Source organism: Myroides sp. ZB35 (assembly GCF_001865835.1).
GTDB classification, from domain to species: domain Bacteria; phylum Bacteroidota; class Bacteroidia; order Flavobacteriales; family Flavobacteriaceae; genus Flavobacterium; species Flavobacterium odoratimimum.
The window spans coordinates 2,960,357-2,985,956 of the sequence record NZ_CP017769.1; the positions used below are offsets into that span (position 1 = coordinate 2,960,357).

A 25,600-nucleotide genomic window follows, 5' to 3' on the forward strand; every position below is an offset into this window, starting at 1 on the left:
GCAAAGATATTTTTTTTCTACTGGTATTGAGCAATATTTAAAACTAATATTTTGGATCAAGTAAAGGACATAATAAAGAATATAAAGGCAGGGAATGCTGCTCCTATATATTTTTTGATGGGGGAAGAACCGTATTATATTGATAAAATCTCTGAGTATATTGAAGATAATCTATTGACAGAAGAAGAGAAGGGATTTAATCAAATGGTATTATATGGGCGAGATGTCACTGTTCAAGACATTGTTTCTAATGCAAAGCGATTCCCTTTAATGGCAGAAAAGCAAGTTGTCATAGTTAAAGAAGCTCAAGAGTTAGCACGTTCTATAGACCAATTAGAATCTTATGCTGCACAAGTACAACCTTCTACCGTATTAGTATTCTGCTATAAGTACAAAACATTAGACAAAAGAAAGAAGATTTACAAGGCGATAGAGAAGTCTGGTATCATATTTGAAAGTAAGAAGTTAAAAGAGTATCAGATAGAAGCTTGGCTTAAGAAATTACTTACTGCAAAAGGGTATAGTATAGATCCTAAAGCTTCTGCAATGTTAGTAGAGTTCTTAGGAACAGATTTGTCTAAAATAGCAAATGAGATAGATAAATTGGCTTTAATTGTACCAAAAGGAGTACAAATCACAGCAGAAGTAGTAGAAAAGAACATCGGAATAAGTAAAGATTTTAATAATTTTGAATTGATTAAAGCTATTGTAGACCGCAATCAGCTCAAAGCGTATAAAATTGCAAATTACTTTGCACAGAATCCAAAGAATAACCCAATCGTATTGACAATGGGGCTTGTTTATTCTTATTTTTCTAAACTTTTGTTATACCACGGGTTGAAAGATAAATCACCATCTAACGTGATGAAACAATTAAAAGTGAGTCAATACGCAATAAAAGACTACGAAACGGGTTTTAGAATTTATAAGATGAAGCAAGTTAGTAGTATCATTGCACATCTAAAGGATGTAGACCTTAAAAGTAAGGGAGTAGGAGCTCAGGCGATGCCACAAGGAGAACTGCTTAAGGAGATGTTAATCAAAATATTTAATTAAAATAAATAAATAATGCCGAACAATTTAAACAAGAATAAGATTCTAGGATATGCTACGTTGATTATGATTATGATGGGTATCTTATTAATCTGTCTAGGAGCATTTAAATATTCCGAAATCGCAGGGTGGGGATTCACAGCTGTAGGAATCGGTTTCTTTGCAATAGCATGGGTTTTTAACGCTTTAAAAGGAAGAGTATAAGTTTAAAAAAGAAGAGGAGAGCATTGCTCTCCTCTTCTTTTTTAAACAATTAAGAATTAGGAATTAAAAATTAAGAATGTTTGGCTTCGCCATGAGGTATGTATATACGTCCTATCGGTATACATATCATGCAATCGCTACGTTCGTGTTATCGCGGATTTAAAGTTTTAATCCGTGAGATATAACGATTTAATATGTCTTCTTGAGTGTAACGAAAGATCCCATCTCCCTTAGTGAATTACGAATTTCAAATTAATAATTACGAATTTTAGTCCTTCGGACTTTAGGTACGTATATCACGCAATCACTACGTTCGCGTTATCGTGGATTTTTAATTCGTGATATATATGTTCAGTATGTCTTCTTGAGTGCAACGAAAGATCCCATCCTCCTTAGGGAATTACGAATTTCAAATTAATAATTACGAATCTTAGCCTTTCAGGCTTTAGGTACGTATATCAGGCAATCACTACGTTCTCGTTCTCGCGGATTTTTAATCCGTGATATATCACCGTTCAGTATATCCATTTAACTCCAATTAAAAAATCTATCAACTCTTATCAAAAAAAACACTTTCTTTTTTTCAAAAAAGCATCTATTTATCATCAAAAAATCTTATTTATCCCCTAAAATCCCCTTCTTTTTACCGCATTTTCTTCCAATTTCAGTGAATTAAGGCTTGAAAAGCAAAAAAGTGTATACTTTTTTTTAAACCTGTTTTTACTTAACTAATTGATAATTAGATGCTTGTTTTGAAATGAGGTGTTGTTGTACTCAGTAGTATATAGCTCTTAACCCTAGTAAAATCGGGGCTTCTTCTGAGATCCTTGGACAGTTGTAGGACAATACTAGGACTTTAGTGGGCTAAATGAGGCTTTTGTCGAAGGATGCTCCTTTTGTACTCTGGGTATTCTTCTTGTATGTAGTGTGAAGGTGGGGTGGTGGTGAATATAGCTATCAAAATAAGGATATAGGGAGGGAGCTTCTGATGAATTGTTGTTCCCAAAAGAACATATCATAAGAGTTGTAAAAGATGCCTTTGTAATTAAGGATAAAGTGCTGATGCTACAACAGTTAATAAATAACCCAATTAAGACTAATAAATTAGAAATGAGTTTAGATATACACCCTTCAATATTATACAGAGTTCATTTATATTGTTATGTGAAGAGTCAATAGAGTTGATATTAGAATGTATAGATCAATGCGTCATGTATACCACGTTCGTCACATCAGTAGAGACGGAATACTTCCGTCTAACACACAGCTAGACCCCAATGGATAGAAAGTCCTTATTCAAGGAGTTAATGCTTAAACTTGCCATACAATGTATAATATGCTGTGTTCTGTGTTTAAAGCCGTCCACTGAATCCACAATACATATCATGCTGACGATAGGAGGGATTTCATTCCATTGGTGTGTAGATATTTATGAGATACTGTAGTTTACTCAATTAATTGGATTATTTACGGAATTCCATAAAGAGTATTGTGAGAGAATGATTAATTTAGAAAATTAAATTAGAAGAGAATGTCAAGAGATAAAGATGAATCAGTATTTAGTAAAGTCAGTGGTTTCTTTGGGAATAAAGAAAAAAAAGAAGAAGTATTTGAAGCAAAAGTAGATAAAGAAGGAATTTTCGAAGGTATTAAAAATATATTTTTTGGTGAGAAAAAAGAAGAGATAATAGACATTGAAGCTTTTGAGGTAGTAGCTTCTGATATGGAAATTATCATTACCGAAAGATCAATAAATACTGAGGGAAAACTGATCGAATTAAAAAGTACTGGTACAGTAGAGAATTTAGAAGAGAAAGGACTTTTAGACAAGCTCTCTGATACTGCAAGTGTAACTGTGGGCGCAGTGCGTGATACGGTAAGTATTGCAGTCTCTACGGTAGTTAATACAGCATCTGAATCGTGGGACTTTACTACAGAAAAGTTAGGTGTAGCTAAGCAAGCGACAATAGAGTTCTCTTCTTCTACAGCTGACTCATTAGTGCACTTCACAAAAGAGGTAGGGCGTAGATATGATGAGATAGAGATAAGCCCAAAGTTCTATTCGTTGATTAATACGATGGACTTAGTATTAGTTATAAGTAGCTTACAGTTACTAGTTGAAAAACAACGCAAAGGGAGTAAGGAATTTATAGCGTTATCTGCTGTAATTGGCTTGTTAATCTTGTTAGAGCGTTCTAAAGAAGGAATGAAAAAAGAGATGGGGTTCGTAGAAGTTAATGAAGAGTTAAGTCATGACTTATCCTCTCTACTAAAATCAGTTACGTTTAAAGATATGGTCGAGACCGCAGAACCTATTCTGTTGATTATCCCTAATGGGAATTATATATTGTTGATTTTAAAATTGTTTGTATAGTATGGGGATATTGTCAGTTTTATCCTTTTTGTTTAGTACAGATCCAAAGAAGGAAATAGAAGAGTGTAAAAAAAGAATAGAGAATTTTGAGTCTATTAAAAGGACAGTAAGAGCTAATGTGAAAAATAAGAAACAAAAGCATTATCACGATCATGCGAGAGAAAGAATTAAGACATTAGATTATCAGATCTCGAAAGAAAGGGAGAAAATAGCAGCTTATAGAAAGAAGGTAAAGAAGTAAAAAGCAAAGAAAATGGCTATATTTAAAGGGAGTTTTATAGAGTTTGAAAAATATGTAGGTCCTACTACTAATAAGATTATCACAAGATTAGGAAAGGAACTTAAAAAGACACAAAAGAGTTGTCAAAATCATCAGTTAGGAGGAGAGTACTGTGGAGTATGGAAAAGGTTAGATGCGGCTCATTTCTCTAGTAAGGGAAGAGATCGAAAAAGTATTATTAAGGTTCTATTAGACTCTAATTTTAAGATAGATGATGATTTATATGAAATAGACTTAGATAAGTTTGTGTCTGTTTTTGAGGATGAACACAGAATGGGTGAGCTTGATAGTAATTTGATTATGCTGTGTCGTCAGCATCATGTTGCCTACGATTTACCTTATAAGGGAAAAAGCTTTGGTGGTGATTATGAGGTGGTGGAGATAGCTGAAAATGATAGTATAACACCTTTGTTATTGAATAAAGATATTAGTGAACATAAGACACAGTTGGTTAAGAATGCAATATTAGAGGCAGTGAGACATTTAGCTATTAATAGTAAAAACTGCTCCTATGCTAAGTTTACAAATATGAAGTGGCAGTTTGATATCAAAGAAGAGAAGTTAACTCAAGACTTGTATTTTATATTTTATACCCCAAGAGACTATTCCTTTGATATAGCTAAGTTAACTCAACAAGAAATAGAGAGAATAACAAGTGATCTAAAACAAAAAGAATATGATGATCGAAAAGTAGAAAAGTCTTTTGTTTTTCTCTTTGATGGAGAGTATTATATTGAAAAAAACACAAATTGTAAGATGGAAATAATATATAGTAATCACTTTGAAATATCTTAGCTATGAATACATATTTTAAACAACTAGAATCGATACTTACCTCTAATGAGTTTAGAGATAGATTAGAACAAGTAAATGATAACTTTCCTAATCTGAAGCAAGAACATTTGATAAGAGATGTGATCTTATCTATGTATAATCAACAGAATACTCCTAGTTATAGAGCTTTCTCAGAGCATCCCCGTAGGTGGGAGTTAAGCTATGAGACTAAAGCTAAAAAGAAGATAGGCCGAGTGGACTTGTCTTTTAATAAAGCTGGGGAATTAGATGGTGCATATAAGATAGAACTCAAGTTCTTCTTTACTAAAGATATTAAGAATGGTCGTGATAGTTCTGTAGAAAAAAACTTCATAAAAAAAGAATGTGATTTGTTGATGATTATTGTTCAGGAGTTCTTAGATGTAGAGGCAAAAGTGGCTTATGATCAAACATGGGGAATAGATACCAATCTGTTAAGGTATCAATTAGGAGCAAACGCACGTGAAAAGCAAATATTCTTAAAGAGTAAGGCAAAGTTTAAATCTTTAGAGGAACAGTTTGAGTGTGTTGAGAATGGGCAGATGCACGATATGATAGTAGTAGAGGTTCGTAAACCTTATAAAACGAGATATACATTCTGCTTTTTAGAGCGAGTTAAATAGAAAAAGATATGAAGGAAAGTAATCAGTTGACTGCTTTTTTGAGTAGGTCAAGATAAGAATGTTTGTATTAAATTATTCTGACTATAGGGGTTATCTTATGAAGATTGAACTTGAGAAAAAGAAGAGATCTGATTTGCTTATTCATTATTAGATTAAAAGACTATTGTTTAATCTATGCACCACTTCTTTTAATAATATTAGCCTATATACTATAGAATATGAATGATAATAACTTGAAAACGTATAAAACCGAAGAAATCTCTTTTGAAATAATTAAAGAAGCTGATAAAGCATATAATTATCAAGGTAAATTAACTCCTATTTTAGATCAGTTAGAAGGAGATTTTAATCAAAATACAATAGACCAAATTGTACTTTGGAAAGTAAATCGATATGCTGAGGTTGATGATTCTAGGATGAAGGTGCTTAATCAGATTGATAAAAATAGTTTGGAACTAGATGTGGATTTGACAAGAGAGGTTTTAGAATCTTTATTAGCTTGTACAGGTATTCAGTTAGCTATGGCATCCACTATTTTACGTTTTAAAAATCCACATGTATATCAGATTCTAGATCAGCGTGTATTTCGTTTTATTTATGGAATTAGCCTACAAGAAGAATTAAGAAGAGAGAAAGATCAAGTAAAGGTATATCTTGATTATTTAGTTAAATTAAAAGAGGTGTGTAATGAGTTGTCTATTGTTTTTGAAGATTCAGATCGAGTGCTTTATGAACTTGATAAAAAGTATAATAAACATATTAAATTGAAGTATTAGTTTGTCTTCTAAGATAATGAATTAATACACTTTTATAGGTGTGTATGTTTGAAATTCTTAATTAATAATAAAATAAGGCAAAGTCAGGAGACTAGTGCGTAGCTATTTATGATCACGGATTCGGAAATCCACGATAACAGAATTCTGTGATAACGAGCTTAAATAATTGTATAAAAAGTATCCGCATTATATTAAAAAAAATGTAACTTACGGTTGTTATATTGCAGATTAATAGATGATTAATTGAGAGTGATGCTCTTTATTTAAGGACTGTCTAACTAGTGTGTTATAACAGAGAATTAAGGTTAATCCACTAAAAATAAAAATACAATTATGGGGAGTGATATGCAAAATATAAACGAGAGCTTGTTTGAGCAAATTAGGCAGATTGACGAAGCTGGCAATGAATATTGGAGTGCACGGCAGTTTGCTAAAGTTATTGAATATGTTGATTTCAGAAACTTTGAACGTGTATTAAATAAAGCAAAACAAGCTTGTGAGAATAGTGGATACGCTGTAGCAGACCATATCGTTGACTTCAACGAGATGGTTTCTATAGGATCAGGAGCAGTAAGAGAAATGCCAAGTTATAAGTTATCTCGTTACGCTTGTTATCTTGTGGTTCAAAATGCAGATCCTTCCAAAGAAATTGTTGCACAAGGACAGACGTATTTTGCAGTTCAGACGCGTATACAAGAAATACGCCAGATGGATGAATATGCTAATTTGTCCACTGAGGATGAACGACGTTTGTTCTTGAGAAATGAGTTAGCAAAACACAATACCCAACTTGCTGCTGCAGCAAAAGATGCAGGAGTGATTAAGCCAATAGATTATGCTATTTTTCAAAACCACGGATATAAAGGTTTATACGGAGGTTTAGATGCTAAAGCTATCCATAAAAAAAAAGGATTAAGTAAGAGTCAACAGATATTAGATCATATGGGCAGTACGGAGTTAGCGGCTAATTTGTTCCGTGCAACACAGACTGAGGATAAACTGCGCAGAGAGGATATTCAAGGTAAAGCAAAAGCGAATGAAACACATTATGAGGTAGGAGCCAAGGTGAGAAAGACAATTGAAGAATTAGGAGGTATGATGCCAGAAGATTTGCCTACTGTAGAGAGTGTGAAGAAAATAGAGAAACAACAAACTAAGATGTTAAATAAGAAGAAGGATAATGATGAATAAAGTAGGAAACTTATTATCATGCACTTTTAATTATCTATCTTCTTTAAGGTGTTAAATTCCGATTTACAATTACGGATTCGGAAACCCTCAACAACTATAAAACGCAAAGTCGGGAGACTATTGCGTAGCTGTTTGCAATCACAGATTCAGAAATCCGAGACAACTCAATAAATCCTCTTACCACACACCCATATATTTGTAATTCTCTTTAAATTTGTTATATTATAGTTTGAGGAGGAGTAATTTATAAGTTTATGTTATCACACAGAGGTAAGGAGAGAAGTTTTATGCAGAACCTGCGTTTAGCAGTGTTGTTATCATTTGTAGGAGGCGTGGTGAATGTAAGTGGTTTTTTGGCTTTAAAGCTGATGACAACCAATGTGACTGGGTATTTATCTAATTTTGCTCAGGAGGTACTTACCTTTAATAAACAAGCTATTTTGAAGTCAGTGTTGTTATTGGTTTCGTTCTTTTTAGGATCTTTTACTTCTCACGTGATCTTACAGTTGCAGAAGTTGATTTGGAATAAGGTGTATTTTACAGTGCCCTTGATACTAGAGGCTATCTTATTAGGAGGAGTGGCTTATCTCGAAGGAGATATATTGTTTCAATATCCGATGAAGATAGCCTACGTACTGTTATTTGCGATGGGATTACAGAATTCTCTTGTTACTTTTATTTCTAAGGCGGTAGTGAGAACTACGCATATTACGGGGATAGTTACCGATCTAGGGATAGAGACAGCGAGGTTATTGTTTAATCTAACAAGAGTCAACCTTCGCAATCTTTTGCTTTCTCATATAGGACTTAAACTTGCCATTGTCTTTTCGTTTGGGGTAGGAGGGATTACCGCAGCATTTTGCTTTGAGTACCTTCATTTGCGTACCTTATACATTGGTGTAGTAGTTATTCTATTTACTACCGTTTATGACTATTTAGTAGTTAAAATGATGAGGGTATTAGAGGAAGGAAAACAGATAGTGGACTGGAGTAAGAAAGTAGTGACTAAGGACTATAAAGTTTACCATATCTTAAGAAGGAAGAAGTAGGCTATGTGGTTTTAAATATAGCAATCACTTTAAAGTAGAGATAAAGCATCTCGTCCTTCGGACACCCCTCCAAAGTAAGGGAATAAAAAAATCTTGTAATTAAATCTCTCACATTAGAGTTAATTACAAGATTCTGTCGACCTTAGATTCCAATATGCAATTCGTATTCATCGTCTGCTTTCTCTTCGAAATCATAAATAGAATTTGCTGGTGAAATTGCGTTGCATGTTGAGCAAACGTAAGCATCTATTGATGGGTCGTAATAGTGATTTTCGTGATTGTTTTCACAAGTTTCACTTTTTGCAAAAAGTAAATTTTCTGTCATATATGTGAGTTTTTTAAAGTTGTCTCTAAGATAGTATTTAAAAGTATAGAAAACAAATAATTATAGGCTTAAATGTTTGTTTTTATTGTTAATATTTTCTAAACATTGTATTTTTGTGTGCAGTTTAGGTTTAATCGATGTGAAATGATGAATTTTTTAGAGATAAGAGGTTTTATAGAAATATTTTTCTATAAGATTCAGTAGTCTAAAAAGGTCTTATGAGGTAAATAGAAATTCAGGTAGAGACCATAATGATATAAGATCAAATAGCCTATCAAGACAAAATCAAAAAAATGTAGAACACATTTCCTAATCTCCTTAATTAATACTATTTTTGGCTAATATGCTATAGAACGCTTATAGCTTAGTAATCAATAAATTCAATATATTTTACTTTATGTCAGACGATAAAAAGGTAATTTTTTCGATGTCAAAAGTGAGTAAAACTTACTCATCGACAAATAAGACTGTATTAAAAGATATTTATTTAAGCTTTTTTTACGGGGCTAAAATTGGTATTTTAGGTCTAAATGGTTCTGGTAAATCTTCTTTATTAAAGATTATTGCTGGGGTTGATAAAAACTATCAAGGTGATGTGGTGTTTGCACCAGGATACACTGTAGGGTATTTAGAACAAGAACCTCAATTAGATGAAACAAAGACTGTTATCGAAATCGTTAAAGAAGGAGCTGCTGAAACGGTAGCAATCTTAGATGAATTCAATCAGATAAATGATATGTTTGGTTTGCCAGAAGTGTATGAAGATGCAGATAAAATGCAGAAACTGATGGATAGACAAGCTGAGCTACAAGATAAAATAGATGCTGTAGGAGGATGGGAGCTAGATACAAAACTAGCTATCGCTATGGATGCTTTGCGTACGCCAGAGCCTGATACTCCTATCAATATTCTTTCTGGAGGAGAGCGTCGTAGAGTTGCTTTATGTCGTCTATTATTACAAAATCCAGATGTATTATTATTAGATGAGCCTACTAACCACTTAGATGCAGAATCTGTACACTGGTTAGAGCAACACTTACAACAATATTCAGGAACAGTAATTGCTGTAACGCACGACCGTTATTTCTTAGATAACGTAGCAGGATGGATCTTAGAGCTAGACAGAGGAGAAGGTATTCCATGGAAAGGGAACTATTCTTCTTGGTTAGATCAAAAGTCTACAAGATTAGCTCAAGAGGAGAAGGTAGCTTCTAAACGTCGTAAGAACTTAGAGCGTGAGTTAGATTGGGTACGTCAAGGTGCTAAAGGTCGTCAAACAAAACAAAAAGCAAGGTTACAGAACTACGATAAATTATTAAACGAGGATCAAAAAGTTCTAGAAGAAAAATTAGAGATTTATATCCCTAATGGACCACGTCTTGGAACAAATGTGATTGAAGCAAAAGGTGTAGCGAAGGCTTTCGGAGATAAATTGTTATATGATGATTTAAACTTTACTTTGCCACAAGCTGGTATTGTAGGTATTATCGGGCCTAATGGTGCTGGTAAGTCTACTATCTTCCGCATGATCATGGGAGAACAACAGCCTGATGCGGGTACATTTGCTATCGGAGATACGGTTAAGATTGCTTATGTGGATCAAGCACACTCTAATATAGACCCAGAGAAATCAATTTGGGAAAACTTCTGTGATGGTCAAGAGTTGATCATGATGGGTGGTCGTCAAGTGAATTCTCGTGCTTATTTGAGTAGATTTAACTTCGGTGGTTCTGAACAAAATAAAAAGGTATCAACGCTTTCTGGAGGTGAGCGTAACCGTCTTCACCTAGCAATGACATTAAGAGAAGAAGGAAACGTATTGCTACTGGATGAGCCTACGAATGACTTGGATGTAAATACACTACGTGCATTAGAGGAAGGTCTTGAGAACTTTGCTGGATGTGCAGTGGTTATTTCCCATGACCGTTGGTTCCTAGACCGTATCTGTACGCATATCTTGGCTTTTGAAGGTGATTCTCAAGTTTATTTCTTTGAGGGTTCTTTCTCAGACTATGAAGAGAATCGTAAGAAACGTTTAGGGGATGTAGCTCCAACTCGTTTGAAATATAAAAAATTAGTTCGCTAATTAAAATAGTAAAGGCCTAATTAGTTTTCTAGTTAGGCTTTTTTTGTGATGTCGTGCGCTCCGTTTCACTTCGCTTACTACGGAGGCGCTGCGCTAGGGAGGCGTGCACTCCGCTTCACTTCGTTTACTAGGGAGGCGCTGCGCTAGGAAATAGGGAACAGGGTTACTCAAAGTCGGGAGACTTTGCGCAGCGAGGTTACATGTCACGGATTGCAAATCCGCGCCAACCGTAGGGTCGCTACGCTAGGGAGTCGTGCGCTCCGTTTCACTTCGCTTACTACGGAGGCGCTGCGCTAGGGAACAGGTGAGACATCATGTTTTCACGATTTTACAAAAAAAACAGTTTCACGGTTTCACAAAAGACGATTTCACAAAAAAACAAAAAATAAAAACAATGAATATAGAGATATTACATATAAATGCTCAATCTGCAGAGGGACAGCCAACTGTTTTTAATCCTGTAGTAGTTGGATTTGCAGACGGAACCTCTTATTTAATAGATTGTGGTTTTACTTATAATTTTCAAGAGTTTAAACAAGAGTTAATGCATCTAGGACTAATGGTAGCTGACTTGAAAGGAATTATTATTTCTCATGATGATATTGATCATTTAGAAGGATTGCATAAATTTAAAGAGGAATATGTTTCTTTAGAGGTTATCAGTAGTGCTATAGAGTCTGACTCTGTTTCTGGTCGAGTAGAGTCTGAACGTCTTATACAAGTTAAAGAGAGTCTTACTCATATCCCTGAGGAGATGAAAGGAGGGGTAAATGACTTCATTAAACAGCTTGAGGGTATCAAACGTTTTGAGGTTACTCAAACTTTAGAGGATGGACAGTTCTTTAAAGATACATTACAGGTTATAGCTACGCCAGGGCATACGAAAGGACATATTTCATTCTTTGATACAGAGAGTAAGACATTAATTGCGGCAGATGCGATAGTGGTAGAGGAGGGTGAGTTTAATATCGCTAATCCTCAGTTTACTCTGGATATGGAGGCTGCTTTAGCTTCTGTTGAGAAGATTAAGAACCTAAAACCTAATCGTGTAATTTGCTATCACGGTGGTGTGGTTGAAGAGGGGATAGAGGAAAAATTAGATCGATTAATCAAGAGGTATTGTTAGTTTACAGTTTATAAATCCGCGACAACTTTAGGGACGTATTACCATATGCCCACGATTACAAATTCGTGTGAAAGGTTTGATTACCAAATAATATCAACAGAAAAGGCTACTTAAATCTAGTTTAAGTAGCCTTTTTTTATATGTAATTTTGTGTCTCGTTTTCTATAAAAATGTAACAAATACATTTAAGATTAATGCATTCAGGATGTCTATGAAGAATGCTCCTACCATAGGAATAATAAGGAATGCTTTAGGTGATGGGCCAAAACGGCTTGTTACAGCTTGGATATTTGCTACAGCTGTTGCTGTTGCTCCTAATCCAAATCCACAGTGCCCTGCACTTAATACGATAGCATCGTACTCTTTGCCCATAGCTCTGTAGGTAATAAAGTAAGCAAAGAATAACATCATCGTAACTTGTATTAATAGAATTAGTAGGATAGGTAATGCTAAGTCTGTTACAGTCCATATTTTTAAAGACATTAAGGCACAAGCTAAGAAAATAGATAGTCCGGCATTTCCTAAAATTTCTATTGATTCGTCATGCATTTTTACTTTAAAAAGGTGAGGTAATACATTTCTAATTACGACTCCGATGAATAAACACCATACAAATGTAGGTAGTTTAAAAGCGTATTGGGTATTCCACTCAGCTAGATATTGTCCTACAACTAAACAGATTGAAAGAAAAGTAATTGTAAGCATAATGCTTTTATAGTTTACTTTCTTATCTGTTACTACAGAAGGAACAGAGATTTCATGAGTCTCATCGTTCTGTTGTATTTGTTCAGGAGATAGTTCTTTAAAGTTGTTTTTGCGCAATAATTTGTATGCTAATGGTCCACCGATTGTACCTCCTAAGATTAGTCCAAAAGTAGCACATGCCATACCGATATCTTTAGCTCCTATAAGTGGGGTTGCACTAGCCATAAAGGTATCTGCCCACCCACCTGCTGTTCCATGCCCACCCGTTAGTGAGATAGATCCTGCGATTAGTCCAAATCTAGGGTCTAGTTCTAATAAGTAAGCTAAAGTCACTCCTAAGAAGTTCTGACAGATAATAAATACTGTTGCTATAACTAGGAATATGATTAATCCTTTTCCTCCTTTAATAAGTGATCTAAAATCAGCATTAAGACCGATAGAGGAAAAGAAGATAAACATCATTCCTTGTTGGATATTTTCGTCAATAGTAAATTCTTTGCCAGTAACGGAATAGGCAATCCAAGAAAACATAGCAACAATAAAACCACCTACAACAGGTTCGGGGATATTAAATTTTTGAAAAAAGTTTACTTTTTGAACTACGAAGTGTCCTAATAATAACACAAAGCAGGCAAGCATTAACGTTTCATAAATTCCAAAATCCATATAAGTTTGTTCTATTAAAGGTGAAAAAATAATGGTCTAAAGGCAGACCTTCGTTCGCAAATATAAATAAACTAGGGTGGAGTAACCTAAAAAACTTCTTTTTATTCTTGTTTAAATGATGTTTTTAATTGTTAACTAGTTTGTTTTGTACTGGTTACTAGGCTTGGGTGTAGAGGTAAATAAGAAATAGAAAGAAATTCTAAAAACTTTTTTGAGATACGTAGAATATAACTATTTTTGCGCATGCAACACAATGTACTTATTTTAGATTTTGGATCGCAATACACACAGTTGATTGCGAGAAGGGTTCGCGAGTTAAATATATTCTGCGAAATCTTACCTTATAATGATATGCCTAAGGATTTGACAGAATATAAAGCTGTTATTTTATCAGGTAGTCCTTATTCAGTTCGCTCAGAAGAAGCGTTACACCCAGATTTGTCGAATATCAAAGGAAAAATGCCTCTATTAGCAGTATGCTACGGTGCTCAGTACTTAGCTCATTTCTTCGGAGGAGAAGTAGCACCATCTGATACACGTGAGTATGGTAGAGCGAATTTAGACTTTATAGCAGAGGATGCTTTCTTTAAAGATATTCCTCATAATAGTCAAGTATGGATGAGTCACAGTGATACTATTAAACAATTACCTACTAATGGGGTGTTGTTAGCTAGTACTAAAGATGTGAAAAACGCTGCTTATAAAGTAGAAGGAGAACAAACTTATGCTATCCAGTTTCACCCAGAGGTTTACCATTCTACAGATGGAGCACAGCTGTTGAAAAACTTCTTAGTAGATATCGCTGGTGTTAGTCAAGATTTTACTCCAAATGCTTTTGTTGAAGAGACAATAACAGATTTAAGAAATAAAATTGGATCAGAGAAAGTTGTTTTGGCTTTATCTGGAGGGGTAGATTCTACAGTAGCTGCTGTGTTATTACACAAAGCAATTGGAGAGAATTTACACTGTATCTTTGTAAATAATGGATTATTACGTAAAAACGAGTTCCAAAATGTATTAAATCAATACAATGGAATGGGGTTAAACGTAAAAGGAGTAGATGCTACTGATCGTTTTATGGAAGCTCTAGCAGGTCTAGAAGATCCAGAGCAAAAACGTAAAGCTATTGGTAAGTCTTTTATCGATGTATTTGATGATGAATCTAAATTAATCGAAGATGCTACTTTCTTAGGTCAAGGTACTATATATCCTGACGTAATCGAGTCTATCTCTGTAAAAGGGCCATCAGCTACTATTAAATCTCACCATAACGTAGGAGGTTTACCTGACTTTATGAAATTAAAAGTAGTAGAGCCTTTGCGTATGTTGTTTAAAGATGAGGTACGTAGAGTAGGAGCTTCTTTAGGTATAGACCCTGAGTTATTAGGAAGACATCCTTTCCCAGGACCAGGTCTTGCAATTAGAATCTTAGGAGATATCACTCAAGAGAAAGTAAGATTATTACAAGAAGTAGATGCTATCTTTATAGAAGGACTTAGAGAACATGGTCTTTATAACTCTGTATGGCAAGCAGGAGCAATCCTTCTACCTGTAAATAGTGTAGGTGTAATGGGGGATGAGCGTACTTACGAAAAAGTAGTAGCACTAAGAGCAGTTGCTTCTACAGATGGTATGACTGCAGACTGGGTACACTTACCTTATGAGTTCTTAATGGAGATTTCAAATAAAATAATTAACCGCGTAAAAGGTGTAAACAGAGTGGTTTACGATATTAGTTCTAAACCGCCTGCAACAATTGAGTGGGAATAATTTAAATAATTCAATAAGTCGCTGTAACTTTGTTATAGCGACTTATCGTTTTTTATAAATTGTATTGCTAATGAAAAAGAAGATATTTATAGCCTTAACGGCATTTGTTTTTACATCGTCTGTTCTAGCTCAGTCGGGTTCGTTTATTCAGTATAGAGTGAATAAAGGAGATACTGTAAGTAAGATCTCTAGAGATTATGATATACCTGTGAGTGAAATACTGAAGTATAATCCTGATGCAAAGAATGGAATCAATGAGAATAGTTTTTTATTAATTCCTACGAAGGACTTTGTAGAGAAAGAAAAGAATAAAGGGGCTAATCCTTTATTGAAAAATGATGAGAAGACAAAAAATACTTCTACTTCTAAAGGAACGCATACTGTGCAACCTAAGGAGACAATGTATAGTATTAGTAAAAAATACAATGTATCTATCAATGATCTACATACATGGAATCCTTCTTTAAAAGAAACGGGGTTATTAGCAGATAGTGAGATTATTGTTGCTCCTAATACTAAGAAATCATCTTCAATGGATGTGACTCAGTATGAACAGGATAAGCCAAAGAAGATACCAGCTACATTACCATCGTCTACAGCAGATACAATTAAGGATATTAATAATATCTATTACAGAAATATAGATGTAGAACCTAAGGCAACGCTTTATAGTCTAGCTGTAACGTACAATACTTCTGTACAGAGATTACTAGAGCTGAATCCAGAGCTAAAAGATGGTCTTAAAAGTGGGCAAACGATAAAAGTGCCTGCTTATGGTTTTCAGGCAAAGGCTAAGGTAGTGGAGGTAACTCCAGAGACTCCTAAAGAGAATAAGTTTATTCGCTTAATAGTAGAACCACAACAAACGCTATATAGTATAAGTCGTAAGTATGATGTGCCTATTAAGGAGATTATTAAGCTTAACCCAGATCTTCAACAAGGATTAAAGAGCGGTATGGAGTTAATATTGCCTTATAAAGAAGGTCTAGATATTGCTGTAGAAGAAAATATGCCTAAAGAGGAGAATGAAGGTTATTTGACAGTTGATACAACAGGAGGTTATGTTGATTTGAGTAATTCTATTAGTCGATTAGATCATAAGGAGTTAGCGTTATTGTTGCCTTTTAATATCGATAAGTTAGGAGATAATATAGATGCGAAATTGAGTTCTGATGGGTTCTTGAATATGACTTTAGACTTCTACTCAGGAGCTAAGATGGCTGTAGAGTATGCAGAGAGTCTTAATCTACCTTTAACCGTAAATGTCTATGATTCTAGTGAAAGCAAGAATAGTAGTGGTGTGAAGAGCTTATTTAACTCTAAAGACTTTAGTAATACAGATGTGATTATTGGGCCATTTTATCAGAGTAATGTAGATGCTGCTGTAAAGGCTTTGCCTAATGACAAAGTAATACTAGTGTCTCCATTGTCAAATGAGAAAGCTACTGCGTCTAATAGACTTGTACAGACTATGCCTTATAGTAATGTGCTTAAAAATCAGTTACTAGAGTACTTTAAGAAGACAGGCGCTAAGATTACCGTAATTGTTGATGATAAAAAACAATCGACAAAGCAGTTTATGAATCAGTACTTTCCTGAGATAAAAATGATTAGTACTAGTCAAATAGGAGAGATAGATAAAACGCTAGTAAAAGATAAGAAAAATGTCTTTGTACTAGATTCTAATAGTATAGCATCGGCATTATTATTCACAGATAAGTTAAAGAATAAAACAAAGGATTATGATATTCAGATTGCCTCTTTTGACAAGTCAGATGTCTTTGATTACAGTGAGATTAGAATAGAGACTTTAGTTGATTTAAAATATACTTTCCCTTCAGTAACGAGAGATTCAAGAGAGTCTAGATCTGAATCTTTATTTGGACAAGAGTATAAAAACAGATATAATGTGTATCCTAATCGTTTTGCTACAAGAGGATTTGATGTGACATTAGATGTGATTTTCAGAATGTTCCAGAAAGAAGGGTTTATACCAACTATTGGTAAAAAATCTCAAGAAATAGAGAATAGATTTAGTTATAGTAGAAATCCAGAAGGAACACTTAGAAATAGTGGAGTATACTTACTACAGTATGATACAGACTTAAATGTAAAGGTGCTTAACTAATGATAGATAATGAAAAGTACTTAGTAGAACTCGCTCATACTAAAATGCCTTATGGCAAATATGAAGGAAGGTATTTGATTGATTTACCAGAACATTATATCGTTTGGTATCATAATAAAGGCTTCCCAAAGGGTAAACTAGGAGAACAATTAGGTCTAATCTATGAGTTAAAATTAAATGGATTAGAACCCTTAATACGAAATATTAGAAATAATTTTAAATAATCATTGATTATTACATAGAGAAAAGGCAAGTTGTGAATAACAGCTTGCCTTTTTTCATAATCGTATACTAAGTAAAATTATAAAGTTCAGGTATTTGTCAAAAACGTATGAAAATTATTAAAATAATGTAATTGTTAGTTTTTTAGCATTAGAAGTAAAAGTTCTATAATTAGCGTAACTCAAATTATCAAATCAATAAAAATAGGGCTTTAAATCTTCTTTTGTCTTAAATTAGAACATAGATTAAGCGAAATTTAGAAAACTGAAATTTTTATCAATGCGAATTAATTATTGTAAATTTGCATTGTAAAAATCGAGTGATTATGATGAATATTCCTACTTCAAAGCGCCCACGTGTTGTTATTATTGGTGGAGGTTTTGGGGGTTTAGCACTTGCTAAAAAACTAAAGAACAAAAATTTTCAAGTTGTGCTTTTAGATAAGCATAATTATCATACGTTTCAACCACTGTTGTATCAAGTAGCAACAGGAGGATTGGAGTCAGGATCTATTGCATATCCTATTCGTAAAGTTGTACAAAATTATGAAGAGATTTACTTTAGATTAGCTAATGTTCAACGTATAGATACTGAAAATAAGAAGGTAGTTGCTGATATTGGTACGATTTTTTATGACTATGTTGTAATTGCTACAGGATCTAAGACAAATTTCTTTGGTAATGAAAACATTACTAAGAATAGTATGGCAATGAAGACTATCCCTGAATCATTAGATATCCGTAGTTTAGTATTAGAGAACTTTGAAGAGGCTTTACAGACTACAGATGATCAAGAGCAGAAAGCATTAATGAATTTTGTGATCGTTGGAGCAGGACCTACTGGGGTTGAACTTGCAGGTGCTTTAGCAGAAATGAAGAAGCATGTATTGCCTAAGGATTACCCGGACTTAGACTTTAATAAGATGGAAATCAACGTGATTCAAGGTGCTAATAAAGTACTTGATGCAATGAGTGAGAAATCATCTAGAAAAGCACAGGAATTCTTAGAGAACCTAGGTGTGAAAGTATACTTAGGTGAAATAGTAACAGATTATAAAGGTAAGAAAGTATATACAAAATCAGGTAAAGAGTTCACAGCAGAAACGGTGATTTGGACAGCAGGAGTAATGGGAGCTACTGTAGATGGTTTTGATGCCACTGTTATTCAAAGAGGAAATAGAATAAAAGTAAATGAATACAATCAAGTGGAAGGCTTTACAGATATCTTTGCTATCGGTGATGTCGCTACTATGATGACAGATAAGACTCCTATGGGACACCCTATGATGGCTCAGCCTGCTATACAGCAAGGAGAATTATTAGCGAATAACTTGATTAGATTAAGAGATGGTCAACCTTTAAAATCATTTGTATATAATGATAAAGGATCTATGGCAACCATTGGACGTAATAAAGCTGTGGTGGACTTACCTAAGTTCCAATTTAGCGGTTTCTTTGCTTGGTTTGTATGGATGTTTGTTCATTTGATGTCTTTAATTGGATTTAGAAACAAATTAGTTGTATTCTGGAACTGGATGTATAACTATATGATGTTTGACAGACAAGCTCGTTTAATCATTCGACCATTTAAAAACAAAGTGGATGAAAGAGAATAAAGTCTTATAGAATAGGATTTTTTAAATCATAATTTATCAGAAGGTCTACAAACTTATTATAAGATTGTAGGCCTTCTTTTTGATTATTAAGTTTTAAGAAGCCATTGTAAAATACCTTAAAGAAAGAATCCGTGATATTCTTATATTCACTCCAGAATATAATATTCTCGTTTAGGTTATCTTTCACTCCTTGGTGTATTGTTTCAAATAAAGCTTTAACTTCTACTGAATCTCTATCATTGATATTGGACACACAGTATCTAAGGGCATAGATAATAGCTGCATATTGATAAGCAGTATCTTTTTGATTATATGCCGCCATAAAGCCTATAAAGTTAGCGTCACTTTCTTTTGCAAACCCTAACTGATGAGACATCTCATGAGATGCTGTGACAATCATGGTAAGGGTAGGTATTTTATTGTTTACCTGCGCTTCTAATGTAAAAGGATTGATATATCCAGAGAACCCCATATAAGTTAAAGGAAGGCTAAATAAAGACTCTTTGATTGCTAATGAGTTGGTATTATCAATTTGATGCAAGAAGGTTATTTGTTCAATACCTTTTTTTGAATCAGCTAATATTGTATTGATATCTTGTTTTAGCTTTACAGCTATCGTACTGTCATTTGTAATAGCTAGTTGTAATAGATTAGCTCTTTGTATTAATTTGGTTGTTAGATTTAATAACTTCTCCTGATCATAGCCACGTTCTATTCCTAATTGGCTTTCTAGAGTTGGCCTAAAGTTGTTTAATCCCCAACCTATATTAAATAGAATATAGAATATAACAATACATTTAAAAGTTAATGCCGCACAAGCCATTGTGATTTTCTTCCATCCTTTGTATTTTTTAAAAACTTGATAAAACTTATGGATAAGAAATAACCCTATAATGGTATATAGTATATCTCCTACAGAAAAAGGGAATAGACTGGTAATCGTATTGAAAACATTACATAAATAGAAATAAAAACCATTTGTATAAAAGGCTTCAATAGCATCAGGAAAACGTGTAATAATATTAAAAGTAAGAATAGAACAAACAAATAATATCAACCAATATCTTAATTTCATAAAAGTGTGCTAAATTTTATTTAGTTAATTTAGAATAGATAAAAATAAATATATTTGTATCAAATTCTAAAACTATGAGTAAAGTTAAGAAAGGTGAGAGAACTATCTTCGTTTGTGATGGAAAAAAATGCTGTAGATATAATGAAGAGACTAAAAGTTGTTTTAAAGCTTTATTAGAAGAGAGTGGGCTTTCTAACGATTACTCTTTGTGTAAGATGAAATGTCAAGGAATGTGTAAGAGCGCTCCTGTAGTGTATATCTCCTCTCATGACAAGTACAAAAAAGAAGTAGGAGTAAAGAAAGCAAAGAAGATTTTTCAAGAATATATAATCGCTTAGATCTAGACACTATTGCTATTTATTTTATTACCGTAATATAAAGCGTGTCAGATCCAAACAAGAACAAGGCTATTTAGTATACTAAGTAGCCTTGTTTTTTTATATGCTTGATAGTTAATTGAATTTAAAATGTCTATGTTTGGAGCAAACTAATTAATTTATATTTATGAAGCGTGTTTTATTTACCCTTGTGATTTGCTTAATGACTATTACTTCTTTTGCACAGAAGACCATAGATAATCCTAAGAAATTCTTAGCGTCTCTCGCTGCTCACTGTGGAAAAGCATATGCAGGTCAAATCGTGTCTCCTAATGTACCTGCTGATTTTAAAGATAAAGAGTTATTGATGAAGGTAATCTCTTGTAAAGAGGAGGAGGTGAAGATCTCATTCTTTGTAGGTGAAGATTTATCTCGTACTTGGGTATTTACACTAGAGAATGGACTAGTAAAGCTAAAGCACGATCATAGACACCAGGACGGAACACCAGATGATATCACGATGTATGGAGGTACTGCTACCAATACAGGATTTGCTGATATGCAATTTTTCCCATCAGATCAAGAGACAGTAGATATGATGAGTACAATAGCAGGGAATGTATGGTGGGTGACGATTAAGGATAATACATATACTTATAATCTAAAGAGAGTAGATAGTACAGGCTATTTCAGTGCTTCTTTTGACCTGTCTAACGAGGTAAAAACAGATAAAATGCCTTGGTAATACCACTGTGAATATCTTCTGTACTAATTGCTGATTTTCTTACTCGATTTTCTATCTTGCAGGCTCAATAAGGCTTTGAGGGAATCAAAGTAACAAGATAAGCATAGATGAAAATAAATAGAATAGCAAAAAGAGGATTATTTGAATATCAAAAAGACCGCAACGAAGAAGGGTTAATGTTATATGACTTTCTAGAAGAGCGAGTTATTCGCTTTGCAGATTATAAAGAATGGCGTATTAATGCCATTTCTCCAGACGGAAAGTATATCGCTATAAATAAAATATCAGAGACGACTAGAGCGTTTAAAACAGATTTTGCTATCCTACGTGTAGATACACAAGAACAAGTGTTTTTTACGAATACTTATTTTATATATGATGCAGAGTTCAGTTTAGACTCTGATAAAGTACTAATCGTTGCTCATAATAAAAAACCTTTTTGTTTAGACTTAGCGACCAAAGAGATTATAGCAGAAATGCCTAAAAATATCCGTACTTATCAAGGAAGTTTTAATAAAGAGAAGAATCAATTCATTGCTCCTTCAGAGACTTTTAAGGATACACTTTATTTATTTGACTTTGTCTCAGGCGAAACAGAGAAGATAAAAACTAGCCTAAAAGAAAAGATAGGTAAGGTAGAGTATACTAATGATAGTCAACATTTAATTGCGTTGACAGAAAGTAGTATTGTTTATTGCCTTGATTTATCATATAAGGTGATTTGGTCTGTTGATTTTAATACGTTACTAGAATCACCTGTACGTATTAATTCGTCAAGTATGTTACTGTCAGAAGATAATCAATATCTAATGTTAGAAGCATCCTCTACTGAGACCAATAATTGGGGAGCAGAGTTTGTCTTGAATGTAAAAACAGGAGTACTGGTAAATACCATAGAAGGATATCAATATAGAGGTAGAATACAAGATGCGCTCTTTGGTAATGAAGTACTATTATATACTTATCATACCTTAGATATGTTGACAGGAGAGGTAAAGGAACTAGAATTAAAGAGATAAAATAAAAAAAAGCCTCATTAGACATTTGTCTTTTGAGGCTTTTTTCTCATAGCAATTTAATTTATTTTCAATTGTGGGGCAATATATATTCAATTTAGGATAGATCTTTATTACCAACTTGTGTTTCGAACAAAGAAAATAAAGCTTTTTTATCGTTAAAAGCAGTGCAAATGTATGTGTATCTCATAATATATGCAATCCAACAGGAGTGGTATTAACATAAAGTATACCTTTAGTATACTAGTGAAAGTCAGGATACTAACAATAATAAAGATGTAATATTGCATTTTAGAGGATATAAGTGTCTTGTATTTAATTAGATAGTTGTTTTAAAGAGATGATATAAGCTTATTGTTGTGTAAATCGTATATTGGATTGTGTTTTTTATAAATGTTAAAATTTATTATTATGTTAAGGGTTACTTGTGCCATCATTGAGTTTAATCAGAAGGTTTTGATAGCTCAGCGAAATCAGAATATGCTATTACCTTATAAATGGGAGTTCCCTGGGGGTAAGGTTGAAAGAGGGGAGAAAGATGAAGTATGTATTGTAAGGGAGGTAAAAGAAGAACTCAATCTAAATATTGTAGTACAATCAAGGCTAACACCTGTAAGTCATCACTATGATACATTTTCTCTAGAATTATTTCCTTTTATTTGTAGTACAACTTCACAAGAGTTTGAATTAAAAGAACACGCTCAAGTCTTATGGGTTGATTATCAGGATTTATTAAACTACGATTGGGCTGAAGCTGATATTCCTATCGTGAAAGAGTATTTGGCATTAAAGTTAGAATAATAGGAAGTGTATAAACGATAAGAGGCTGCCTAATAAGACAGCCTCTCCGAGGTCAACTACGATATGCATTATATAAGAATAGTGAAGAAGTTGAAAATAATACATACTTCATTGACCTATTGAAACATAATTATTTGATGGTCTATTTAATAATTTTGACAGGAGAATGTCCTTTGTTTATCGTTGTTTCCTCTTGTGGAACATCTCCTTTTTTGTTCTTTCCACCGAAATTATAAGTTATTCCTAGTTTGAATACTCTCATATCATTCTTTACAGTGAAGTTGGTCAGTTGATCAGGATGTTCTAAAATTGTTGTTCTAATACCTCCTGTTTTGAACAGATCACTTACTGCAAGTGTAGTTGTAAATTTCTCATTTAAGAATTTCTTACTGACTCCCAAGTTTACTTCTCCTAATGAACGATATCTAAAGTTAGACTCTATTCCTCCGTTTTGGTACCAAGCAGTAAGCTCGATATTCATATTATAAGGCAACTTAAAGTTGTTATAGGTAAATACCCCAACACTATTTTTATTCTCATTGATTAAGTTATTGTCAAATCGAGTATTAAAAAAGTAAACCCCATGGTAGTTTTCCCACCAGTTGATACCTGGTATAGGAGCAGATAACGAAGCATACCATTCACTTCTACTTTTGCCATTAATACTTGTGAAATATGACTTGTTTATTCCTTCGTTGAAATAGCTGTATAGCATAGGGTCTGTAATGCGACTATATCCGATAGATAAATCTATGAAACCTAAGAACTGCTGATCTAATTCTATATTATTAGAATATTCAGGCTGTAGATTAGGATTACCCATTGATGTTGTTGTACTATTTAGATAACGAATAGCAGGGTTTAATTTATCGAACTCAGGTCTTTCTATTCTTCTAGAGTAAGAAGCCATTACAGAATAGTAATCACTAGCTGTATACGTTAGTTGTACAGTAGGGAATAGCGAGAAGTAATCTTGTTTTATTAACTTTTTATGAGCTAAGGTATCTCCATTGATATGTGTGTATTCTCCTCTTAAACCTGCTGTTATAGCCCATTTATCGAATGTCATATCTACTGATCCATAGAAAGCATGTACACCTGTTTTATATTCAAATTGACTTTTGTGCAAAGCATTAATGTCGTTTCCATTGGAGATGAATGTATATAAACGTTCATCTGTTTTCAGAATAGAATAATTACTCTTTACGCCAAACTCTACTTTTGCAGTTGTATTTTCTTCATCCCACAGTTGTTTCTGATAATCAGATTTAAAATTGAACTCTTTTCTATCTGTAGGATATTTATTCTGCTGTTTGGTCAGTAAGGCGTGTGGTAGTAATAGTTGTCCATTATTACCATAGATTACATCATTGATATCTGATTTGACATACATGGTACCAATGGAAGTAGTCCAACTTTCCTTTTCTGCTATTTTCATTTTATAGATTACATCAGCTTTAAAACTAGTCAATTTACTCTTGCTTTCATTCTTCTGTACACTGTGATAGAGATCGTTATTGTTTCCTAACGCTGTGTTGGTATGTACTGTACTAGGAGTATCGTTATAATCCATAGACGTTTTTAAGCTTAGTACATGACCATTCTGGAATGTTCTATCTATATCTAGTTTGACTAAGTGAGATTTACTATTAAGAACCGAGAACTGATACTGATTTGACCATGTATGATCTAATGAAGCCAGATCTTTTTTATCATATCTCTCTCTTAATCTATCAGGAGAATAGCTAAATGAATACAAGAAGTTATAGTTCCAGTTGTCATTGCCATACCCTAAGTTTAAGGAGTGATCTGTGCTTACTTTATTACTAATACCGACTGTTGAATTAACTGTTCCATAAAAGCCCTGAACTAGCTTTTTCTTAGAGATAATATTAATTACTCCACCTGTACCAGAAGCATCTATATTAGCAGGTGGTATATTCATAATTTCTATAGACTCTAAAGTAGAGCCAGGAGTCCCTTTAAGTATGGTCTTTAATTGTTCTGCAGATAGCTGAGTAGGCTGCCCGTCCATTAATACCGTGACACCTGATTTGCCTTTTATTTTTAACTCTCCATTTTGACTAATAGTAACCCCAGGGAGTGTTTTTAGTACATCATAGGCAGACTGTGTTTGTGCTAAGTTACTCTGCTCTATATTTAATGTAGCTTTGCCAGGAGTTACTTTAAGAGCCTTTCTATGGCTGGTGATCATTACCTCATCTAAGATGTTTTCGTCACTTTGTATGATTAGATTGATCGGTGTTGTATGATCATTTATAGTGATAGTAGAGACTGTATCTTTATACCCTATAAAGCTAGCAGTTAGTTTAAAACTTCCTTTTGATTTTATATCTGTGAAAACAAAAGTTCCATCTTCCTCACTTGTGATAAAGTATTCCTCTTTAGGATTGTCCGTTGCTTGCAAGATTACAGTTGCCCATCCGATAGGATTGGCTTGTGTGTCTTTTATCACCCCTTGTAATTGAGATTGAGCCCAAGAAGGTAAAGTCATTACCCCTAATAGAATTAATAATAGTTGCTTCATAATTAAAATAGCATTAGCATTTATTTCTGAGGCAAATGTATTAGGATGTTTTATGGCTTATTGGAACTTTTACATTAACTAACTCATTTCTA

The 25,600-nt window shown here is 33.6% G+C and carries 23 protein-coding genes; 19 read left to right on the top strand and 4 right to left on the bottom strand.

Annotation, left to right across the window (positions count from 1 at the left end):
- Positions 1-51 precede the first annotated feature (51 nt).
- The 9 genes from holA (at position 52) to BK054_RS13205 (ending at position 8,363) form a co-directional block, all read left to right on the top strand.
- The gene (gene holA / locus BK054_RS13165; RefSeq protein WP_006261083.1) at positions 52-1,056 is read left to right on the top strand and encodes a DNA polymerase III subunit delta; all 1,005 of its coding nucleotides are present in this window, start codon (positions 52-54) and stop codon (positions 1,054-1,056) included.
- A gap of 12 nt (positions 1,057-1,068) precedes the next feature.
- A complete protein-coding gene (locus BK054_RS13170) occupies positions 1,069-1,257 on the top strand; it encodes a CAL67264 family membrane protein (RefSeq protein ID WP_006259008.1) in 189 nt (62 codons plus the stop codon).
- 1,531 nt (positions 1,258-2,788) lie between these two features.
- Positions 2,789-3,631 (top strand): hypothetical protein, encoded by an 843-nt coding sequence (locus BK054_RS13175; RefSeq protein ID WP_006265192.1) that lies wholly within the window; start codon positions 2,789-2,791, stop codon positions 3,629-3,631.
- Between the two features lies 1 nt (position 3,632).
- Complete coding sequence (locus BK054_RS13180; RefSeq protein ID WP_006265193.1) at positions 3,633-3,872, top strand: hypothetical protein; 240 nt, start codon at positions 3,633-3,635, stop codon at positions 3,870-3,872.
- A 12-nt stretch (positions 3,873-3,884) separates the two neighbouring features.
- A complete protein-coding gene (locus BK054_RS13185) occupies positions 3,885-4,706 on the top strand; it encodes a hypothetical protein (protein WP_006265194.1) in 822 nt (273 codons plus the stop codon).
- A gap of 2 nt (positions 4,707-4,708) precedes the next feature.
- Complete coding sequence (locus BK054_RS13190; protein WP_006265195.1) at positions 4,709-5,347, top strand: hypothetical protein; 639 nt, start codon at positions 4,709-4,711, stop codon at positions 5,345-5,347.
- A 218-nt stretch (positions 5,348-5,565) separates the two neighbouring features.
- Entirely contained in the window at positions 5,566-6,123 is a 558-nt protein-coding gene (locus tag BK054_RS13195) for a hypothetical protein (RefSeq protein WP_006265196.1), read from the top strand.
- A 345-nt stretch (positions 6,124-6,468) separates the two neighbouring features.
- The gene (gene dinD, locus BK054_RS13200) at positions 6,469-7,314 is read left to right on the top strand and encodes a DNA damage-inducible protein D (RefSeq protein WP_232234273.1); all 846 of its coding nucleotides are present in this window, start codon (positions 6,469-6,471) and stop codon (positions 7,312-7,314) included.
- 254 nt (positions 7,315-7,568) lie between these two features.
- Positions 7,569-8,363, top strand: a complete 795-nt coding sequence (locus BK054_RS13205; protein ID WP_006259007.1) for a YoaK family protein — start codon at positions 7,569-7,571, stop codon at positions 8,361-8,363.
- Positions 8,364-8,505: 142 nt separating this feature from the next.
- On the opposite strand, the gene BK054_RS18150 is transcribed toward BK054_RS13205, so the two are convergent.
- Positions 8,506-8,688, bottom strand: a complete 183-nt coding sequence (locus BK054_RS18150) for a hypothetical protein (protein WP_006261104.1) — start codon at positions 8,686-8,688, stop codon at positions 8,506-8,508.
- A 397-nt stretch (positions 8,689-9,085) separates the two neighbouring features.
- Here BK054_RS18150 and ettA point away from each other — a divergent pair, with 397 nt between their 5' ends.
- Both ettA and BK054_RS13215 read left to right on the top strand, forming a co-directional pair.
- Entirely contained in the window at positions 9,086-10,774 is a 1,689-nt protein-coding gene (gene ettA / locus BK054_RS13210) for an energy-dependent translational throttle protein EttA (protein ID WP_006261105.1), read from the top strand.
- A 394-nt stretch (positions 10,775-11,168) separates the two neighbouring features.
- Positions 11,169-11,900 (top strand): MBL fold metallo-hydrolase, encoded by a 732-nt coding sequence (locus tag BK054_RS13215; RefSeq protein ID WP_006265198.1) that lies wholly within the window; start codon positions 11,169-11,171, stop codon positions 11,898-11,900.
- Between the two features lie 162 nt (positions 11,901-12,062).
- On the opposite strand, the gene gltS is transcribed toward BK054_RS13215, so the two are convergent.
- Positions 12,063-13,271, bottom strand: coding sequence for a sodium/glutamate symporter (gene gltS, locus BK054_RS13220; RefSeq protein ID WP_058699569.1), 1,209 nt, complete (start codon positions 13,269-13,271; stop codon positions 12,063-12,065).
- A gap of 243 nt (positions 13,272-13,514) precedes the next feature.
- On the opposite strand from gltS, the gene guaA reads away from it, so the two are divergent.
- The 4 genes from guaA (at position 13,515) to BK054_RS13240 (ending at position 19,006) form a co-directional block, all read left to right on the top strand.
- A complete protein-coding gene (gene guaA, locus BK054_RS13225; protein WP_006261108.1) occupies positions 13,515-15,041 on the top strand; it encodes a glutamine-hydrolyzing GMP synthase in 1,527 nt (508 codons plus the stop codon).
- 70 nt (positions 15,042-15,111) lie between these two features.
- The gene (locus tag BK054_RS13230; RefSeq protein ID WP_006265200.1) at positions 15,112-17,169 is read left to right on the top strand and encodes a LysM peptidoglycan-binding domain-containing protein; all 2,058 of its coding nucleotides are present in this window, start codon (positions 15,112-15,114) and stop codon (positions 17,167-17,169) included.
- Positions 17,169-17,393, top strand: coding sequence for a DUF3820 family protein (locus BK054_RS13235; protein ID WP_006259000.1), 225 nt, complete (start codon positions 17,169-17,171; stop codon positions 17,391-17,393). The genes BK054_RS13230 and BK054_RS13235 overlap by 1 nt, the downstream gene beginning before the upstream one ends.
- Before the next feature lie 323 nt (positions 17,394-17,716).
- Entirely contained in the window at positions 17,717-19,006 is a 1,290-nt protein-coding gene (locus BK054_RS13240) for an NAD(P)/FAD-dependent oxidoreductase (protein WP_006258999.1), read from the top strand.
- Positions 19,007-19,010: 4 nt separating this feature from the next.
- Here BK054_RS13240 and BK054_RS13245 read toward each other — a convergent pair whose 3' ends face one another.
- Complete coding sequence (locus tag BK054_RS13245) at positions 19,011-20,081, bottom strand: DUF3810 domain-containing protein (protein WP_006265201.1); 1,071 nt, start codon at positions 20,079-20,081, stop codon at positions 19,011-19,013.
- Between the two features lie 74 nt (positions 20,082-20,155).
- Between BK054_RS13245 and BK054_RS13250 the strand changes: the two genes are divergently transcribed.
- The 4 genes from BK054_RS13250 (at position 20,156) to BK054_RS13265 (ending at position 22,960) form a co-directional block, all read left to right on the top strand.
- Positions 20,156-20,419: a (2Fe-2S) ferredoxin domain-containing protein gene (locus BK054_RS13250; protein WP_006258997.1), complete on the top strand. Its 264-nt coding sequence runs from the start codon at positions 20,156-20,158 to the stop codon at positions 20,417-20,419.
- A 166-nt stretch (positions 20,420-20,585) separates the two neighbouring features.
- A complete protein-coding gene (locus BK054_RS13255; protein ID WP_006258996.1) occupies positions 20,586-21,143 on the top strand; it encodes a hypothetical protein in 558 nt (185 codons plus the stop codon).
- Positions 21,144-21,250: 107 nt separating this feature from the next.
- A complete protein-coding gene (locus tag BK054_RS13260; protein ID WP_006265202.1) occupies positions 21,251-22,162 on the top strand; it encodes a hypothetical protein in 912 nt (303 codons plus the stop codon).
- A 408-nt stretch (positions 22,163-22,570) separates the two neighbouring features.
- Positions 22,571-22,960, top strand: a complete 390-nt coding sequence (locus BK054_RS13265; protein ID WP_006265203.1) for a (deoxy)nucleoside triphosphate pyrophosphohydrolase — start codon at positions 22,571-22,573, stop codon at positions 22,958-22,960.
- A gap of 142 nt (positions 22,961-23,102) precedes the next feature.
- Here BK054_RS13265 and BK054_RS13270 read toward each other — a convergent pair whose 3' ends face one another.
- The gene (locus BK054_RS13270; protein ID WP_006265204.1) at positions 23,103-25,508 is read right to left on the bottom strand and encodes a TonB-dependent receptor domain-containing protein; all 2,406 of its coding nucleotides are present in this window, start codon (positions 25,506-25,508) and stop codon (positions 23,103-23,105) included.
- Positions 25,509-25,600 lie beyond the last annotated feature (92 nt).

Excerpts from the sequence above, each read along its gene's own strand:
- BK054_RS13170 (WP_006259008.1), top strand. The coding sequence starts at position 1,069 with ATGCCGAACAATTTAAACAAGAATAAGATTCTAGGATATGCTACGTTG.
- BK054_RS13175 (WP_006265192.1), top strand. The coding sequence starts at position 2,789 with ATGTCAAGAGATAAAGATGAATCAGTATTTAGTAAAGTCAGTGGTTTC.
- BK054_RS13180 (WP_006265193.1), top strand. The coding sequence starts at position 3,633 with ATGGGGATATTGTCAGTTTTATCCTTTTTGTTTAGTACAGATCCAAAG.
- BK054_RS13185 (WP_006265194.1), top strand. The coding sequence starts at position 3,885 with ATGGCTATATTTAAAGGGAGTTTTATAGAGTTTGAAAAATATGTAGGT.
- BK054_RS13190 (WP_006265195.1), top strand. The coding sequence starts at position 4,709 with ATGAATACATATTTTAAACAACTAGAATCGATACTTACCTCTAATGAG.
- BK054_RS13195 (WP_006265196.1), top strand. The coding sequence starts at position 5,566 with ATGAATGATAATAACTTGAAAACGTATAAAACCGAAGAAATCTCTTTT.
- dinD (WP_232234273.1), top strand. The coding sequence starts at position 6,469 with ATGCAAAATATAAACGAGAGCTTGTTTGAGCAAATTAGGCAGATTGAC.
- BK054_RS13205 (WP_006259007.1), top strand. The coding sequence starts at position 7,569 with ATGTTATCACACAGAGGTAAGGAGAGAAGTTTTATGCAGAACCTGCGT.
- BK054_RS18150 (WP_006261104.1), bottom strand. The coding sequence starts at position 8,688 with ATGACAGAAAATTTACTTTTTGCAAAAAGTGAAACTTGTGAAAACAAT.
- ettA (WP_006261105.1), top strand. The coding sequence starts at position 9,086 with ATGTCAGACGATAAAAAGGTAATTTTTTCGATGTCAAAAGTGAGTAAA.
- BK054_RS13215 (WP_006265198.1), top strand. The coding sequence starts at position 11,169 with ATGAATATAGAGATATTACATATAAATGCTCAATCTGCAGAGGGACAG.
- gltS (WP_058699569.1), bottom strand. The coding sequence starts at position 13,271 with ATGGATTTTGGAATTTATGAAACGTTAATGCTTGCCTGCTTTGTGTTA.
- guaA (WP_006261108.1), top strand. The coding sequence starts at position 13,515 with ATGCAACACAATGTACTTATTTTAGATTTTGGATCGCAATACACACAG.
- BK054_RS13230 (WP_006265200.1), top strand. The coding sequence starts at position 15,112 with ATGAAAAAGAAGATATTTATAGCCTTAACGGCATTTGTTTTTACATCG.
- BK054_RS13235 (WP_006259000.1), top strand. The coding sequence starts at position 17,169 with ATGATAGATAATGAAAAGTACTTAGTAGAACTCGCTCATACTAAAATG.
- BK054_RS13240 (WP_006258999.1), top strand. The coding sequence starts at position 17,717 with ATGATGAATATTCCTACTTCAAAGCGCCCACGTGTTGTTATTATTGGT.
- BK054_RS13245 (WP_006265201.1), bottom strand. The coding sequence starts at position 20,081 with ATGAAATTAAGATATTGGTTGATATTATTTGTTTGTTCTATTCTTACT.
- BK054_RS13250 (WP_006258997.1), top strand. The coding sequence starts at position 20,156 with ATGAGTAAAGTTAAGAAAGGTGAGAGAACTATCTTCGTTTGTGATGGA.
- BK054_RS13255 (WP_006258996.1), top strand. The coding sequence starts at position 20,586 with ATGAAGCGTGTTTTATTTACCCTTGTGATTTGCTTAATGACTATTACT.
- BK054_RS13260 (WP_006265202.1), top strand. The coding sequence starts at position 21,251 with ATGAAAATAAATAGAATAGCAAAAAGAGGATTATTTGAATATCAAAAA.
- BK054_RS13265 (WP_006265203.1), top strand. The coding sequence starts at position 22,571 with ATGTTAAGGGTTACTTGTGCCATCATTGAGTTTAATCAGAAGGTTTTG.
- BK054_RS13270 (WP_006265204.1), bottom strand. The coding sequence starts at position 25,508 with ATGAAGCAACTATTATTAATTCTATTAGGGGTAATGACTTTACCTTCT.